Below are 18175 nucleotides of genomic sequence, written 5' to 3'. Positions count from 1 at the left end.
AGGTTATGATTCAATTACTAAAAAAAATAATAACAGCGCCGATTGACTGGGTTCTGTACAGCCTGTTAAATGAACAGCAAAGAAAAAAACTCACAGATAAGCTGTCAGATGAACAAAAAGCAAAAATAAAACGGCTGATCGGCGGAAAAAAACAAGCACAAAGACAAAAATTGAACCAAATCAAACACCATCTTTACAACCTGGGATTTACAGAAAAAGCTTTGGAAGACTTGAAGTCTTTTCATCATGAAATAAAAGATAAGCACTTAAAACGGCTCGCAGCATGGGAGCTCGTTTTGTGGTACGCCAATATGTATACCGAAGCTGGTGCCGAACAGGCGCTAACTTTTATACCTGCAGCGTTAGACGGGGAGCAGGATACGGATCAATTAAGAAGAGCTGCTATTATAAAAGCGGAATGTTACGAGAGAATTAACGAAGTAGAGAAAGGAAAGCAGGTTATCCGGGAAACGCTGGAGACACAGACACATCCGGATTTATATTTGGGGCTGGCAAACCTGGAGGCTTCCATCCCGGAACGCGTCAGATGGATCAATAAAGCGATGAGTGTATATCATTTGCAGCCGATTACATTTGATTCTAAGGAAAACCCAATTTATGATGATATCAAAAATGAACCATCAGATAAAAAGATAGAAGACGGGCCAAAGGTTTCCGTTATTTTTCCGGCTTATAATGCAGAGTCAGGCATTGGAACAGCGATTGAATCGATCCTGGCACAAACGTGGCAGAACCTGGAACTACTCGTTGTCGATGACTGCAGCCCAGATAATACTGCAGCAGTAATAAGTGATTATGCTAAAAAAGATAACCGGGTGAAGCTGCTCTCCACCCCAGTGAACAGCGGACCGTATGTAGCAAGAAATATTGCACTGGAGCAAGCAGCAGGAGAATTCATCACGATTAATGACGCAGATGACTGGTCGCATATGGAAAAGATTGAAATACAAGTAAATCATCTCATGAACAATGAAAATGTGATTGCCAACACTTCCGAGCACGCCAGATTAACAGAGGATCTGCAATTATATCGCCGGGGAACACCGGGGAAATATATTTTTCCCAACATGTCCTCAATCATGTTCAGACGCAAACCGGTAATGGAAAAAATCGGGTTCTGGGATAGTGTACGCTTTGCTGCAGACGGGGAATTTAAACGCCGTCTTATTAAAGTTTTCGGAAAAGCAAACTATGTCGACTTGGAAACAGGTCCTTTATCTCTGCCAAGACAGTCTGTAGCCTCCCTGACAGGTAGCTCCGCATTTGGCTACAACGGATTTTTTATGGGAGTACGAAAAGAATATGTAGAAAGCCTGGAATTTCATCATAAAAATGCAGACTCCCTGTATTACTCGTACCCGCAGGAAACAAGACCATTTCCGGTACCTGAGCCAATGTGGCCGAAGCGGGAAGAGAAACTGTCAGGATTTCGCGAATTTGATGTCATGATCGCCTCAGATTTCCGGTTGAAACAATCAAATGACATAGTTAAAAAGGAAATAGAAAAACAACGGACTTTCGGAAAACAAATAGGTCTCGTGCAAATGTATTATTATCATTTAAACTTAAATAATGAAATCCAGCCGGAAATCCGTGAAATGATAGACGGGCAAAATGTACAAATGGTCGTCTATGGGGAGAAGGTGAAGACCCCGCAGTTAATGATAATCAACCCGCTCGTTTTAGAAGAAAAACAAAAATATATACCAGAAATCAATGCGGATCAGGTTTCTATTGTGATGGCTGAAACTCCAAACCAACTTATCAAACATTACGAGCAGCAGCTGCAGAGCTATTTTGGAAATGCCGGAGTGTGGTATCCGATAGATGCAGCAGTCAGAGAATCTTTTCACCACCGATATCCTGGAGAAAAAGACAGAATAGCAAAAGAAAACTGGGAGCAGATGATTTATGAAAAATAGGAAGGACGATCAGAAAACAGAGCGGACTGCTGAATTAGAGGCGGAACTAAAGGAACTGGAACAAGTGCTTGCAGAAAAGCAAATTGAAAAGCAGCAAGCAGAACAGCGGCTTCAGAAGTTGAAACGAGAATTTCAGGCCGTAACAGACAGCCAAACCTGGAAACTGGTTCAGTCGCCTAAAAAGGTGAAGAAATTTTTAAGGTCAACGGCAGCCTATGCACTCGGCAGACGAAACAGAAAACAGCTGTACAGCGAAGAATATAAACGAAAAAGTGCTGCCAATCAATTGAAAAAATATAAATACCATCTATATAATCTCGGATTTGAAGAGAAAGCTTTAGATGACCTGGAAAACTTATATAAAGGAACAGACAGCAAGTATATAAAACAGGCTATTGCCTGGGAACTGACCCTCCTGTATGCAAGTAAATATACCAAGCCAGGTGCAGCGCGGGCACTTAATTATATTTCTGAGGCGATGAAGGATGAAGACGATCCGGTTCGATTAAGAAGGGGAGCCATTATGAAAGCGGAATGTTTGGCCATACTACAAAGGAATGTAGAAGGACAAGCTTTCATGCAGCAGGTACTTACATTCCAGGACCATCCTGACTTATACCTTGCTGCAGCTGGTGTAGAAGAAACACTGGAAAAACGGTTAGCGTGGATAAATAAAGCATTGGATGTTTATGGGGTTACTCCCCTCACAATGTCTCAAAAGGATACAGAGACAGTTTACGACAGATTAACCTCTATCCCTAATTACAAAATAGAAAACGGACCAAAAGTTACAGTAATCATTCCTGCCTACAACGCCGAAAACGGAATAAAAACAGCAATGGATTCAATTTTAATGCAAACTTGGCAGAATATCGAGCTCATAATCGTGGATGACTGCAGCCCAGACGAGACAAGAGAAGTAATCGAGGCCTATGCTGAAAAAGATGAAAGAATAAAACTGCTTTCGACGCCGAAAAACAGCGGACCCTATGTTGCAAGAAACATCGCTTTAAAAGAAGCAACAGGTGATTTTGTAACCATCAATGATTCAGATGACTGGTCACATCCAGTAAAAATAGAAACACAGGCGAAACACTTAATAGATAACCCGAATCTGATAGCAAACACGTCAGAGCAAGCGCGCATGACAGAGGATCTTACATTATACCGAAGAGGGACACCCGGCCATTATATTTTTACCAATATGTCATCCCTTATGTTCAGAAGAGTGCCTGTAATAGAGGAGATTGGCTTTTGGGATGAAGTTCGTTTCGCTGCAGACAGTGAATTTATCAAGCGGATAGGAATCACCTTTGGAAAAGAAAGAATCGTTGACCTGAAAACAGGCCCGCTTTCATTTCCGAGACAGTCGCCCAGCTCACTGACAGGCAGTTCAGCATTCGGTTATAATGGATTTCTCATGGGTGCAAGAAAGGAATATGCAGAGGTACATCGCCATCACCATAAAAATACAAACACCTTAATTTATCCACACCCGCAAAAAGAAAGAGCCTATCCGGTACCGGAGCCAATGTGGCCCGAAAGAGAAAAAAAGCAGGCAGGATTTAGACAATTTGATATAGTGATTGCCGGTGATTTCAGGCTGCCTGAGCACAAACTTCAGTCTACGATAGAAGAAATAAAGATGCATAAACAGCTCGGGCTTCGTACTGGCCTTATCCAAATGGCATATTATGACCTTAAGATGCCAAAGGAAATTAATGAGCTAATAAGGAATCAGGTTAATGGAGATGCAGTTCAAATGCTTGTATATGGAGAAAAAATTGTTTGCGAGAATCTGATGATAAAAAACGCTGGGGTATTACAGGAAAAACAAAAATATATACCTGAAGTAGAAGCGGCAAATGTGCGGGTAGTAATTGATGAATTGCCTGATCCAATTTATTTTATGAGAGTTTTTTCAACACATGTTGCACATTATTTTGACAGAAAAGGAACTTGGTACCCGGCAGATGAGAAAATCAGGGAGAAATTAAGCCGAAACAAGCTCTATAATGTAAAGTATATTAATCTTTCTACCATACCATGGGATGAGATAAATAAGAATATGGAAAATTACAGCTCTTACCTGGAGCGTTGGACAATGGACAAGAATCCGTACCTATATGACGATAAAGGGGAGGATCTCTATTAAAAAAACAAATGATAGTCCTGGCCTTCATGAACAAAACGAAAACTCAAATTATATTCAAACGGAAGAGGAACTACTAAAAGAAGGAATTAAAAAAGAAGCTGCAATTTTAAAAGCAGAACAGGATATTAAATCAAATAAAAAAGAAATAAATAACATAGAAAAAAGCAATACATGGAAATATTCTAAGCCACTAAGGAAAATGAATGATTTATTTGTAAGATCAACTGGTCAAAAAAGAAAAGCAGAACAGTCTCAATACGTAAAAGAACTTGAAGAAAAACTTGAGCAAACTGAAAAAGAACTGTATCTAACCAAAAAACGTATAAATGAATTGATGTTGGATGATCGCAAACTTAATAGCGGACAACTGTTAAATATGGCAAATGAGAAAAAAGTCAGTGGCGAGATTCTGGAATTTATAAAAGAAACAGTAAAGCATAAAAAACAACATGATACCAACTATAGAAATGCTTTAAGCTTTGCTACACGTGTTTATATGAATGAAAAAGACGACTACAAAAACATGGTTTATTCTCAGGCAAGTAAAGGCATGAAAATAGAAGAGATTCCAGAGTTTATGATCCGTGCCGGATTGACAGACAATCCAATGCCATTAAGACAGGCTGCTTCTTTTCGTGGGAGTCTTAATATGCGTGTGCGACAAAAACAACTAGTCGAGCCTTTGCCGGAATGGCTTCTGGATGATAAAAAATTTGCCTATCAATTCATGAAACAGCTTGATGTTAAAACACCTGTAATCTCAGATGAAACTTATCGGCTAGAAGAAATCCCCCAAAAAAGTGGAATTGTGATCAAACCGGTTGATGGAGCAGGTGGCCGGGGAGTATACCTTGTATATAGTACTAATGATATAATAGATATTAAAAGGTCCCAGCACTTAAACAACTGGAATGATTTACTAACGAACATGAAAAAGGATGTATTCATGGGCTGGGTCAGTCACAATAAATGGTCTATGGAAAAGCTCATTTTAGAAAATGAACAGGAGAAAACGCCTGCTAGTGATATTAAATTTTATTGCTTTTATGGTAAAGTTGGCTTGATATTGGAAATTAATCGCGTTCCAAAACCGAGTTATTGCTGGTGGACGGTTACTGGCGAAAGAGTCCGAACAGGGAAATATGATGAAGATTTATTCAAAGGAAAAGGGGTAACCCAATCAGAAATAGACCTTGCATCTTCTATAAGTTTAAACATTCCTGCACCGTTTATAAGGATTGACTTTCTAAGGTCACAGGATGGCCTGATTTTTGGTGAATTCACACCAAAACCGGGAAATTATGATGAATTCGATGAACCGACAGATAAATGGATTGGTGATTATTTTCTCGAAGCACAAGGAAATCTCATCAATGATCTATTGGATGGAAAAGAATTTAAAGAATTCAAACAACTTGCCGCCAGTATCACCAATAGCCAATAAAAGATGAGGGTTATTTTAGGAGGAAGAACAATGACAGAGATGTCTGCAGAGTGGCTTCCGCATTTATCAACTGAGATAGTATCGGAAGTACAAGGGAATTCACTGGATGCTTATGCAGTAGCACTTGAAGGATGGAGAAGAGGTTTAACCCTCCGCTGGCATGCAAAGAACGCAGAAAAATTTAATGAAATTACAACATGGTACGTTGATCAGCCCGGTCAATTATTTTCCCTTAGTTCTAAAGATAAAACGCATTATTTCTTTCGTACACGAGGAGATAAAGTGACAAATGAGGCAGTTGCCATTGGAAAAAATAAAGAACGAACGAAGCAGGCACTGAAGGAAAAAGGTGTTCCTACGCCTGAGGGACGGCAATTTCATGAAGATGAAGCTAACGATGCTATCCTTGAGTATGTTTCATCACTAGGTTTTCCAGTTGTCTTAAAGCCGACAGATGGAAGCTTTGGTCGTGGTGTAGTAACGAACATAAAGAATAAGCAGGATTTGGAATACGCACTTAATTATGTGAGAACAGCGTTAAATATAAAAAATGTGATTGCAGAACAGTACATCCCGGGTGAAGAATACCGAATTTATGTAGTGGGCAATCAAGTTGTTGGTGCCATAAACAGGATTCCGGCTAATATTGTCGGGGATGGTGTGAGTTCTATCGATATGTTAATAGCCAATAAAAACCGGGAAAGAGGGTTAAATCCTCGCCTTGTAAGCTGCCCTTTAAAAATAGATGAGGAAACGGAGCGTTTTATTGGGAGACAGGGTTATACAAAAGCTAGTATACCCAAACGAAATGAGAAAGTATTTTTAAGTAAAAAAAGTAATATTTCTTCCGGTGGAGATCCAGTAGACGTATTGGATGAATTATCGGAGGAAATAAAAGAGATTGCGATAAATGCTCTAAAAGCCGTTCCAGGATTAGAGCACGGAGCAGTGGATCTTATCATTAATTCAGATGAATTGAATGAAGAAGCAAGTTATGTATTGGAACTAAACCCGACTGCTCAAATTGGTTCTATTTTATATCCTTTAAAAGGAAAATCAAGAGACGTACCTCATGTAATAATTGATTATTATTTCCCCGAAACCAAAGCTTTACATAAAAAGCCACTTGTTTATTTCGATTTACATGAAGTACTGACACCCATTGCCAGTAAAGCTGCTATAGTTACAGAGGTTGCCAATTTACAGTCTAAGGAATTTATTGGCAAGAAGTATACAGTTGTTGGAGATGTTCATAGTCTGGCTTATCATCAAAAAATAAAAGAAAAGGCTATTGAACAATCCTTAATGGGTAAAATAAGCAAAGTAGATAGTGATACAATTGACATAGTAGTTGTTGGCCAGAATACAGAGACAGTAGAACAATTTAAGCAATATATAAATGAACTGGATGATCATTCGCAAGAGAAGGAAGTATACGAAGAGGATTGGAACCAGCCAATTAAATTAGGTTTTGAAATTAAGGGAGGAAGCAAGAGCTTACTTGCTGAACTAGCTAAATTAGAAGATGACTTAATGAAGACGAGAAAAGAACAAAAGAAGCTGAGAAAGCAATATCATAATATGTTAAGAAGTAATTCATGGAAGATGACAGAGCCAATCCGGAAATTGGGTGGGGCTATAAAAAGACTTGTAAAAACACGGCATTAAATGATACTTCTTAAAGTGAAAGCATGGTAGCTTTATATAGCTTTGAGGGGTTGGAAGGGTTTTATGAACACTTCCTGTTTTTCTTTTGAAAAGCAGTTTTCATAGCTGTAGACCTAATAACTTTAATGTCGAAGGGAAGTTAAAACAATGAAATACAAGCAGGACAATTGGCTGCCGCATCTAATGGAAGCAGTCCCTCTTGAAGCCAGAAGAAATCAAATAAGCATGTATACCATTGCATTGGAAGGGTGGAGAAGAGGTCTTCATCTAAAATTCTACTCCAAATTTGAGAATCACAAACTACAAATAAGATATTCTTTAAGCAATGGAGAAAAAACACATCATTTTAGCGGCTCAGGTGGCGATCTGATAACAGAAAAAGCTTTTGAAATATGTGAAAGTAAAAGTGAAACATATAGTTACTTAACAAAAGCCGGTGTACCCATACCACTTGGCAGTAAATTTAACGGGGACGCTGCGGATGAAGACATCATACAATATGCAAAGCAAATCAAATTCCCTTTGGTTTTAAAACCTACAAATGCCAGCTCTGGAAAAGGGGTCGTCTCCAATATAAAAAACAGTGCACTGTTAAATGAAGCAGTTGAATATGTCAGGGGAAAATTGGGTTATAGAGAGGTCATACTTGAGCAATACGTAATAGGAGAAGAAGTTCGTGTTTATGTCTTGGACAACCAAGTATTAGGTGCAGGCAATCGCAGGCCTGCCAATGTAGTTGGAGATGGCGTAAATACGATTCAAACCTTAATCGAGAAGAAAAATGAGCAAAGAAAACAAAGCCCTCATCTCTACTTTCGTCCAATTAAAATAGACAAAGACTTGAAAAATATAATTCAACAATCAAATTATACGATTGATAGCATTCCTAAAAATGGTGAATGGGTTTATCTCAGGAAAGTCAGTAATATTTCCAAAGGTGGAGAGCCAATTGACATTACTGAAAAGTTATCTGCAGAACAAAAGAATATAGCTATAAATGCTGCAAAAGCAATTCCAGGCTTACCTCACTGCGGCGTAGATATGATTATAAATAGTAATGACAACACAGATGTAAAAGTAATAGAGGTTAATACAAGGCCAGGCATCGGGATTCACTTATTTCCAATTGAAGGAACAGCCAGAGATTTACCTAAGGAGATCATTGATTATTATTTTCCGGAGACGAAAACTATGGATGCAAAGGACTCAAATCTGTATTTTGACTTCGAAAGTATACTGAATACGTTGAAGGAAATGTCTACCGTAAAGGTTGAAGTCCCTCCAGCTGGTTTAAATCAATTGGTTGCTATAAAATATATCATAGAAGCAGATTTTAAGGAATCAGATATCGAGTTAAAGCAGTTTCATCAGTGGATGCAAAAACGAGTATATGCACATGAACTTCATGGTTATATCAATGAAATACACCGAGGGAAATATGAAATGGTTTTAGCAGGAGAAGATAAAAATAAAATAGAAGAGTTCAAAGAAGTTTGGACAAATAACAAAGGCTTTCCAGTCAATATAGAAAAAGAAGAGGAATGGAATAACCCCATTAAATTAGGTTTTGAGTTAATAAGTGATGCACGGATGTTAAGTGTTGTTGAGTTGGAAAGTAAATTAAAAGAAATCAATAATGAGATAAGAAAAGCTGATAATGAAAATAGAAGGTTAGAACATAGAATGAAATTAATGAAAGAAAGTAAGGCATGGAAGGTAACAAAGCCTTTACGAATGGTAACTGATTTTAGGAGAAAAAGAAAGCAAATTCGATAAAAATATATAAAATAGCCAGGCTATGGGAGGTTTAAACATTGGTAGAATTAACAGAATATAGATGGATGCCCCATCATGAAGGTGCGGTTCCACCTGCAGGACAAGGGAAACGCATAAGCACATACACAGTTGCACTGGAAGCTTGGAGAAGAGGATTGGATTTAACATATTACAGCTTCTTTGATGAAGAAAATTTATTGAAGGTCAGATATTCAGTTGCAAGTAAAGGTAAGGTACATCATTTCTCTTTATCCATGGGTGACAAAGTAAGTGATGAAGCATTTGACATATGTGATAACAAAGAGGTTACGAAACAGTATTTGTCAAAAGGAAGTGTTCCAGTACCTCAGGGTAAAATGTTTGATGAAAATAATAATGATGAGGATATAGTGAACTATGCAGAAGAAATAGGCTTTCCAGTAGTTGTCAAACCAACTGATGGAAATGCCGGGAAAGGTGTATTTGCGAATATCCAATCTATCGATACTGTAAGAGAATTAGTAAGTTATGTTCGTCATGAATTAGGGTATAAAGAAATTATTGTTGAGAAATACATTACTGGTGATGAATTTAGAATATATGTTATTGAGGACAGAGTACTCGGAGCAATGAACAGAAGACCTGCAAGTATTGTAGGTGATGGAAAGCATACAGTAAATCAACTTATCAATAATCAAAATGAGATAAGAAAAATGAACCCTCACTTGACAAGTCGTCTTATAAAAAAAGACAGAGAAATTGAGGCATTACTTTTAAGACAAGATTATGATTTTAAATCTATCCCTCCTATAGGAGAAAGAGTATTTCTACGGGAAAAAAGCAACCTTTCTACTGGGGGAGACGCAATTGATGTTACAGATCGATTAACAGAGGGAATAAAAAATATTGCTATAAATGCAGGAAAGGCTATTCCCGGTTTGAGTCACTATGGCGTGGACATGATCGTGGATATAGAGAATGACACTGGTGTAATTCTGGAAGTAAATGCCCGTCCCGGACTAGGTGGTCATCTTTTCCCAATGGAAGGAAAGCCAAGGGATTTTGCCAAAGAAATTATTGATTATTACTTCCCTGAAACAAAAGATATTGAAAGAACATACCTATATTTTGATTTTGACAGTATTTTAGAGCCGCTAACGGCAAGGTCAGCAGATAAAGTGCAGGTTATTACACCTCCAGTTGGAAAGTTATTTTCTAAGAAATATATAGTAAGTGGGGATGTTCAGAAGGTAGGTTACAGAAACGCGATAAGAAAAGAAGCGATAGCGAGGGATCTTCACGGGCATACAGAAAACCTGGAAGATGGAACCGTTGAAGTTTTAGTAGCTGGAATTGATAAGCAGGTTGTTGAAGATTTTAAGGAAGTATGCTGGGAAGGTTCTGAACGTTCCAATGTACAAGAAGTAAAAGAATATGAGTGGGGAAAACCAGTAAAAATTGGTTTTGAAGTAAACAAACCTTACAAGTTAAAACCGATTGAAGTAAGAGATGTTATAAAAGAGAAAGAAAAATTGGAGCAGGAAAAAGAGCGTGTCATGGAGAGTTACAAAAAAATGCATGAGAGTAAAAGCTGGAAGTTAACTTCTCCCTTGAGAAAAGTATATAAAATGATTAACAAAGAATAACCATTGTATAACGAGTTAAATATATAATGCACATGAATAGTCTTATGGTGAAGGGGGGAGAACAAATGGAAGAGGAAAAAGGTAAATGGTTAGATCATCTAGAAGAAGCAGTGCCAACAGAGGGTTATGGAAATAGACTCAGTATGTATCTCATTGCCTTGGAAGCATGGCGCCGGGGTATTACTGTGAATTTCTTTACAGTGGATAACCCTGAGAACAAAATATTAATAAGGTATTCATTAAAGCTGAATAATAAAGAACATAAATTTGTATCTTCTCGTGGTGATAAACTAACAGATGAAGCATTTGAAGTTTGTGATAATAAAGATCTGACAAAACAATATTTGAAAAAAGCAGGAATTAAAGTTCCTGAAGGGAAAAGATTTGAAGATGCTACTGAAACATACCAGGACATTATAGATTATGGTGTCTCTTTGGGTTTTCCAATTGTTTTAAAACCTGTTAATGAGAATGCTGGTAAAGGTGTTTTTTCGAACGTAAATACAAAAGAGGAATTAATAAGCACATTAGACTATGTAATTGAGACACTCAATTATACGGATCTAATTATTGAAGAATTCATATCTGGAACGGAATATAGGGTATTGACTGTTGGTGAGAAGATTGCTGCAGCTGTAAACAGGATTCCAGCCAATATTGTTGGTGATGGAGAGAAAACCATTGAGGAACTTATTAAAGAAAAAAATAAGATAAAGAGAGTTAATCCAAATTTATCCAAAAAAACAATTCAAATCGATAAAGAAATCATGGAATCAATTGAAAAAGCAGATTATACACTAGATAGTATACCTGAAGAAAATGAGCAATTATTTTTAAGATCAAAAAGTAATATTTCTACTGGTGGGGATCCAATTGATGTAACAGATCAATTAACAGATGAACAAACAAATGTGGTCAGAAAAACGATTCAAGCAATCCCAGGATTAACTTCTAGCGGAATGGATTTAATGATTAATCCTGACGATCAATCACCTACTGTTATTGAAGTAAATACAAAGCCAATGCTCGGACTTCATACATACCCTATGGAGGGGCAAGCTTATGATGTTGTAAAAGAGATTGTAGATTATTATTTTCCTGAAACAATAGATCAGAAAAAATCTAATCTCTATTTTGACTTCGAAAAGGTATTGTCTCCATTAGATAATTTATCTACAAAAAAAATTGAATTAGTCCCTCCTAAAACTTTGGAGAAAATATATTCAAAAAAAATCATTTTGAGTGGAGAGGGATTTAATGATGGTTTCCGAAATCAGATAAGGCTCGAAGCTATGAAGCTTGAGTTGCACGGCCATACAAGAAAATTAGATGATGAGCATCTGGAAATATTAGTTGGAAGTGAAAATACTGAAGCTATAGATCGTTTTATATCCGAATGTAAAGAGTTATCAGATGAAGTTATAATAAATGAAGTATCAGAAGTCTTTTGGAACAAACCGATTTGTATCGGGTTTAGAAAGTTACAAAAAACTAGAAGAGAATGGAAGGAAATAACAAAAAAGCTTAATGTGGACAATCAAAATTTAGAAAAGGCTAATAAGAAGATCAAGAGGGAAAGAAAAAAAGTAAAACAAGAAAATAAAACCCTGAACAAAGACATGATAGAAATAAAAGGTAAGTATAAAGAAATAAAAAGTAAGTATAAAAAAATAAAAATAAAAAGGAAGCAATTAAGGTATAAGTATGAAGAAGTAATAAATGAAAATCAAAAATTAAAGCAAGAAATTAAAGATATAAAGAATAGCCGCTCATGGCAAATTACTAAACCTTTGAGAAAAGCAACTTCGCTCATAAAGAAATAATAAAGCAGTAATGTTTTGGCATAAGAATTAGTTCTATCTATAAATAAATACTTAGACATATAAGATTTATTTATAGTGTTAAATTTCTAATACCCCAAAATATTATCAACAAGGATCGAATAATACTAATGAGTTATATTTCACTAAAAGCTAAGAAAAACTATATTTTTATTAGTAATAAAACAATTGGTATTAGAAAGGGCGTAAAACATGGCTAAACAATTCACCATCACATTTGCTGGAGACACCAGTTTAGGTGACTGGTACTTAAAAAATCCTAATAGAAAGAAAGAGCTAGATCGATTAAAACTTGATCCTTTTTCTTTTTTTGAAGGAATACAACCAATAGTCAAATCAAGTGATTACTTTATTTTAAATTTAGAAACTGTCTTATCTGAAAATCCAACTGGGTTTAATCAAGGAAAAAGCTATCCGAATTTTGATAATCCAACCAGAACTTTAAGTGCACTAAATAAGCTTGGTGTTTCAGCTGTTAGTCTAGCAAATAACCATACGATGGATTTTGGCTCGAGTGTATTAATGAAAACAAAGAATAGACTTAAAGAAGCAGGAATTGAAAATTTCGGTGCTGGAGAGAACTTAAAAAAAGCATCTAAACCTTTAAAAGTTAAACTTAAAGGTGAAAAAAGTAATATAAATGTATATGTTTTAACAGGTATGAGGGCGTCTCGTCAGTATAAAGAAGACTATGGCTTTATGGCGGGTAAAGAGGCTCCGGGAGTGAATTCATTAAACTTAAAAAATATAACAAAACAGATAACAAAACTGAGGAAAAGAGATCCTAAAGCAATAATTGTTGTATATCCTCATTGGCAAGGTTTAGATTATAAATGGGTAACAGCTAAAATAAAACAAACGTGTCGAGGATATCTAAAAGCTGGAGCTGATTTTGTCTTTGCCCATGGTACGCATATGGCAAATCACATAGAGCAAAATGAAAACGGAACAATAGCATATTCTATGGGAAATTTTGTTTTTAACTCACTAGGCAGATACAAAAAGATGCAAGCGCTACCATATAGTATAATAATAAAATTACAATTAGTGGAAAGAAAGGGCGATTGGATAGTAGAGCCTTACTTTTATCCAATAGTTACAGATAATAAATTTACTAATTTTAATGTTCGTATGGTAAATAAATTAGAGAGCAAAGAATTATTAAATATGCTTAATAGCAAGACAAAAAAAGGAGCACAGAATAGTCTAGAAGTTCAAGAGAATAATGATGGTTATTATTTTACAGTTACAAATCACCCAATTAATGAAATAAAAAGAAATAGTAATTCATCCGGAGTAAATTTAAAAGACGTTATTATGGGTAATGCAAATTTATCTTATATAGACTTTACAGAGGATCAGGTTTTTGATGACCATATAGAGCAACTTAGCAGGCTGCATAATGAAATAGATGAAAATTTCTTTAATTATTATGAGAAATTAGCAGGAAATAAAAAAATAACGACTAATAAAGAAAGAATGGATAAGTTAAGTGAAGTTGTCAAGAAAGAATATTTAAGCCATAAGTTTGTAAAAAGGTTTGAACGAAATAAACTTAAATTGAGTAAAGCAATGTCTTTTAAGGAAATAATGGCAGAAAAATCTCAACTTAGCAGATTGGGCTTTAAGGAATATTCCTGGAAGCTAGATAAAAAAAATCGAGCCTATCCTTTCGCGGATAGTATAGGCCTGAGAAGACCAAAGGCAGAATCAAATGTATATAAATTTTCAGAAATAGAGGAACCAAATAAACCGGTAGTGATTAAACCTATCCGTTCTACAGGTTCTATGGGGGTATATTTGGTTTTTAATAAAACTACGATATTATCAGCCAGAGAAGGTATATATTTAAATAGCTGGGAAGAACTCCAAGCTGATGCCACGAAGAAATTAAAGGATTGGAAAGCAGGCAAAATCACACAATTTACAAAAGACGAATGGATGATTGAAGAATTAATATTAAAAGAACCAGACTCAACTCTTCCACCATCTGATCTTAAATTTTACTGTTTTTATGGTGAAGTGCTATTAGTATTGGAAACTAACCGTCTTCATAAAAACTTTTGTTTCTGGGATCCAGACATGAATCTAATTGATACAGGTGATCATTGGAAGGGGTTATACGAAGGTACAGGATTTACAAAAGAAGATTTAAATTTAGTTTCTGAAGCAAGTTCAAAAATTCCAACACCTTTCATAAGGATGGATATGTTAAATGGTCATGATGGACTAGTTTTTGGGGAAGCAACCCCTAGACCAGGTCAGTACCATTTATTCAATAGTGAATACGATCATAAACTAGGTGAAGCGTACCGGATGGCAGAAGCACGGCTTAGAAAGGATTTATTAAATGGTAAAAAATTTGATGAGTTTACAAGTAACTTTAAGGTTTAATGCTAACTGTGTTTAGTTTGAAATTTAAAACCCACGCGTCATTTGACGCGTGGGTTTTAAGATAGCCAAGTTAGTAATATTCATATTTACAAATCAATATTTAGTTAATATATTGTAATATGAAATAAAGCTTGAAATATTATGTTGTGTATAATCATTTCTAAGTTCATAGTTTGTCAAACCTTGATGGACAGCACCTAAACAAAACTTTTTATTCCTATAATACATCACAGATTCAGGTTTTAAATGCATTTGTAATTGAAACTTGATAGCTTCTCTCATTGCATTTTTATACTGTTCAGCTTCTTTAGTATGATTATGATCCTGAGCCAATCTGTAAGCAGCTCCTAAACCTTCACTTCTACATGCTGTGGGAGTAGAAGGTGCTTTTTCGTGGGAACCAAATGATCCCAGCCATTCTTGATTATATTTGTTCGGATCAAGGCGATGAATTTTAAGGATCGCTTCACATATGAAAAACGAGTGTTTTAAATACATTTCTTTTGGCCTTTCCCGGTAAAGGTCATTTAGAGCATAAAGAAGCCAGTGGTCATGTGCAATACTATCCAAATCTTCATTTACATCTCTTACATTTATTAAGTAGTTGGCTTCATTCTCAGCTAAGTCTAACCATTTCTCATTCTTATCTATTTGATATAGCCTGCATAGTGCTAAAATAGCTTCTCCTGGATAATAGTGAGAGACAAAACCAGAATCTTCACCTGTAGAGAAAATCTGCTTGTGAATAGCGAATTTACCACTATCGTCTTGAAGTTCTCCCATCCAAGTTGCCATGTTTTGCATTAGTGGAATATATTGCTCATCACCCGTAAGTTGTGTATACTTTGCCAGTGCTACAATAGCAAGTCCATTCCCGCCTAATTTAGCTGCATCCTTTTCGACAATTACTTGGGCCTTTTTTCCATTTATTTCTGTATTTTCTACTTTTGTCATTAAATATTTAATGGCTCTTTCTATTGCTCTCATTAAACCTTCATCTGGCATTAATTCATAAGTTTCAAGCATTGAGTAAGTAGTACCTGCATGTCTTAATATATTATATTTACTCGGAACAGTGCTATCCTCAGGATTGTATATATACGCAAATTTACCTTTTGGATTCACACTTTGTTTAAAATAATTGTCTTTTGTTAATTCAATAGCATCCAATAAGTTCTTTTCGCTTAAGTCATTATATATTCTATGGCCTCTGAAGAGTGGTAAATATCCATTTTCATCGATATACCATGAATCAGTTCTAAACTTATATAAATCCATGAACTGAGCAGTAAGGAACTTCTTCACTATTTTTTGATCGTCTAATAAGAAATGTTTCTCAAATGCATCAAAAACTTTTTCCGGCTGAATTAATCTTTTTTGAATCATTTTGTAGGCTTCAACTTCTTCTGGTAAAAATGCAGCAGAGAAGTCCTCAGACAATAATAGCCCATCCTCACCACGACGATATTTCACTTCATCTCTTCTTATATTAATTCTACTGTTTCCTTTTAAAATGGGAAGTACTTTTGTAACAACATCCAATTTTACTGAGACTGGTTTGAAATTGACATTAGTATTATTTTTATAATCATTAACAGCTTTCTCTACTGCATCCTTCAAGTTTTTACCTTTACCCATGACAACGTAGGATCGTGTATAGCCGTTATCAATTGATATAAATACTACAAGCTCACCGTTGTCGTTTGTATAATACTTCTTTCTATCTAATTTGAAATTGGAAATAGTTTCTTTATTATTTATGATTACATCATATAAGTCATCCATGATTTTTTGCATTAGAAAAACTCCTTCATTTCATCAATATATTCTTATTAAAGATACCATAATATAGTTTTTTTATGAAGCTCAATTGAAAATAAGAAAAGTGATGTGAGCAACAAGGCTAAAATATCTTTAATATGCATAGTGCAAATCTATTTGTAAACCAGTATAAGAAATCTTTCGTTTGCCATCTTCATTAACAAAGTGGGCTTGGGTATGTTCAGACTTACTGAAAACCACCTCGTATTGAGGTACTGAAGTTCGTGTATATCCGTAGGCCATATCCAATTTAAATGTATCGACAAGATGACAAGCTGTATTAATAAATTCATTTTTTACACGTTTGGCAGAGCTAAATATGTCTTTAGAAAGGATTAAATTGCCACTAAGATCTTCCTTATTACTAATATTTTCTTTGTTAGAATGAAAAATCACTTTGTCGGTTTGTGGTATATACCGGTCACCTTCAGTTAAATAAGTTCCTTGAACATTTTCTATAGCCCACAACCCTTGATCATCTTCTTCTGTTATAGCTTGACTCAGGTCAAGTATTTGCACGCCGCTTTTACCAATTATCTCCATCATTGCCTGTGGTTTATGCGCATCTGTAACAACGAGGGCAGTAGTCTCATCTAAACCAAATACCATGTCATTTCCTGTATCGGAAGCTAATCGAATAGCACGTCCTTCACGACCTCTTTCCGAGAAATGAGAATCCACAATCCCATAGTTGAAAAAACCAAAACCTCCTTCTTCTATGTATGTGAGAACAGATGAATCAGATTGGTAGTCTTTCTGAGCTCCTTCAACGATAGCTCGGTCACTTGAGCCACCTATAATCATATCATCTAAAGATTGAACTGCTGCTCCTGCTGAAGTTCCAGCAATCATCGTTCCCGCTGATGTAAATTGATCTCGAATCGCCTCTAGCACTACACTATCAGTACTTTCCCCTTCATCATTTTCCCGATAAAACGATTCTATGTATTGGTATTGTTTACCGCCTCCAAAAAAGAAACCACTGAATTCCCCTTTTGCTATACGATGAGCCCATTTTTCATTATCTGCTATTTCTACATTTGCTAAGTCAACTGGTATCCATTCAGCATGGATTCCGTACTTATTTAAGAGTTCAATATAATTATTTGCAACTGTTTTACTGTTACCTGCCTTCGGATCGTTACAACCTCCATCTGTCGAGTCTCCTTTTTTTTCACAGTCCCAATCATATGGAGTACGAGCTGAAGTAATCACTCCAATTTTTCCTTCTTTTCCTCCAGCCAATTCAACTATCTTTTTATATATCTTCTGTGCATGTTCGCCGATTCCCAATTTGCCTCCAATTAAAACTAAGCTACTACCTTGATTTGGATTTGTTGCTGCCTCCGTTGCTCCAAAAGAATTTGTGGAAGTTAACAATACTATAAACTCTCCCATCATAATAATTTACAATACACTTTCATAATAGTATATAATACTTTGAATGTTGATTAATGAAAGTATTAAGTGTGATCTTTTCTGTTTTTTAAGAACTAATAGACAATGAT

10 protein-coding genes are annotated in these 18175 nt (G+C 35.8%); 8 read left to right on the top strand and 2 right to left on the bottom strand.

What is annotated here, in order from left to right; all coding sequences use genetic code 11:
- Positions 1-5 precede the first annotated feature (5 nt).
- The 8 genes from ACDX78_RS14965 to ACDX78_RS14930 all read left to right on the top strand — a co-directional run bounded on the left by ACDX78_RS14965 (position 6) and on the right by ACDX78_RS14930 (position 14846).
- A complete protein-coding gene (locus ACDX78_RS14965) occupies positions 6-1943 on the top strand; it encodes a glycosyltransferase family 2 protein (protein WP_486028959.1) in 1938 nt (645 codons plus the stop codon).
- Positions 1933-4098 (top strand): glycosyltransferase family 2 protein, encoded by a 2166-nt coding sequence (locus ACDX78_RS14960; protein ID WP_486028958.1) that lies wholly within the window; start codon positions 1933-1935, stop codon positions 4096-4098. Before ACDX78_RS14965 ends, ACDX78_RS14960 begins: the two co-directional genes overlap by 11 nt.
- A gap of 199 nt (positions 4099-4297) precedes the next feature.
- Positions 4298-5542 (top strand): ATP-grasp fold amidoligase family protein, encoded by a 1245-nt coding sequence (locus ACDX78_RS14955; RefSeq protein WP_486028957.1) that lies wholly within the window; start codon positions 4298-4300, stop codon positions 5540-5542.
- 30 nt (positions 5543-5572) lie between these two features.
- A complete protein-coding gene (locus tag ACDX78_RS14950) occupies positions 5573-7210 on the top strand; it encodes an ATP-grasp domain-containing protein (RefSeq protein ID WP_486028956.1) in 1638 nt (545 codons plus the stop codon).
- Positions 7211-7357: 147 nt separating this feature from the next.
- A complete protein-coding gene (locus ACDX78_RS14945) occupies positions 7358-8986 on the top strand; it encodes an ATP-binding protein (RefSeq protein ID WP_486028955.1) in 1629 nt (542 codons plus the stop codon).
- Positions 8987-9024: 38 nt separating this feature from the next.
- Positions 9025-10611, top strand: a complete 1587-nt coding sequence (locus ACDX78_RS14940) for an acylphosphatase (protein ID WP_486028954.1) — start codon at positions 9025-9027, stop codon at positions 10609-10611.
- Positions 10612-10676: 65 nt separating this feature from the next.
- Entirely contained in the window at positions 10677-12434 is a 1758-nt protein-coding gene (locus ACDX78_RS14935; protein WP_486028953.1) for an acylphosphatase, read from the top strand.
- Positions 12435-12644: 210 nt separating this feature from the next.
- On the top strand, positions 12645-14846 hold the full coding sequence (locus tag ACDX78_RS14930; RefSeq protein ID WP_486028952.1) for a CapA family protein: 2202 nt from the start codon (positions 12645-12647) through the stop codon (positions 14844-14846).
- 93 nt (positions 14847-14939) lie between these two features.
- On the opposite strand, the gene ACDX78_RS14925 is transcribed toward ACDX78_RS14930, so the two are convergent.
- On the bottom strand, positions 14940-16643 hold the full coding sequence (locus ACDX78_RS14925) for a beta-L-arabinofuranosidase domain-containing protein (RefSeq protein WP_486028951.1): 1704 nt from the start codon (positions 16641-16643) through the stop codon (positions 14940-14942).
- Between the two features lie 117 nt (positions 16644-16760).
- The gene (locus ACDX78_RS14920; protein ID WP_486028950.1) at positions 16761-18047 is read right to left on the bottom strand and encodes a cyanophycinase; all 1287 of its coding nucleotides are present in this window, start codon (positions 18045-18047) and stop codon (positions 16761-16763) included.
- Between the last annotated feature and the right edge of the window lie 128 nt (positions 18048-18175).

Origin of the sequence: Virgibacillus oceani, assembly GCF_041521345.1 — a bacterium.
In the GTDB taxonomy this organism is placed as follows: Bacteria; Bacillota; Bacilli; order Bacillales; family Amphibacillaceae; genus Virgibacillus_N; species Virgibacillus_N oceani_A.
The sequence above is the reverse complement of the archived record's forward strand: the minus strand, read 5'-3'. Positions and strand labels throughout refer to the sequence as shown.

Coding starts and splice junctions, on each gene's coding strand:
- ACDX78_RS14935 (WP_486028953.1), top strand. CDS start 10,677: ATGGAAGAGGAAAAAGGTAAATGGTTAGATCATCTAGAAGAAGCAGTG.
- ACDX78_RS14965 (WP_486028959.1), top strand. CDS start 6: ATGATTCAATTACTAAAAAAAATAATAACAGCGCCGATTGACTGGGTT.
- ACDX78_RS14925 (WP_486028951.1), bottom strand. CDS start 16,643: ATGCAAAAAATCATGGATGACTTATATGATGTAATCATAAATAATAAA.
- ACDX78_RS14945 (WP_486028955.1), top strand. CDS start 7,358: ATGAAATACAAGCAGGACAATTGGCTGCCGCATCTAATGGAAGCAGTC.
- ACDX78_RS14960 (WP_486028958.1), top strand. CDS start 1,933: ATGAAAAATAGGAAGGACGATCAGAAAACAGAGCGGACTGCTGAATTA.
- ACDX78_RS14930 (WP_486028952.1), top strand. CDS start 12,645: ATGGCTAAACAATTCACCATCACATTTGCTGGAGACACCAGTTTAGGT.
- ACDX78_RS14950 (WP_486028956.1), top strand. CDS start 5,573: ATGACAGAGATGTCTGCAGAGTGGCTTCCGCATTTATCAACTGAGATA.
- ACDX78_RS14955 (WP_486028957.1), top strand. CDS start 4,298: ATGAATGATTTATTTGTAAGATCAACTGGTCAAAAAAGAAAAGCAGAA.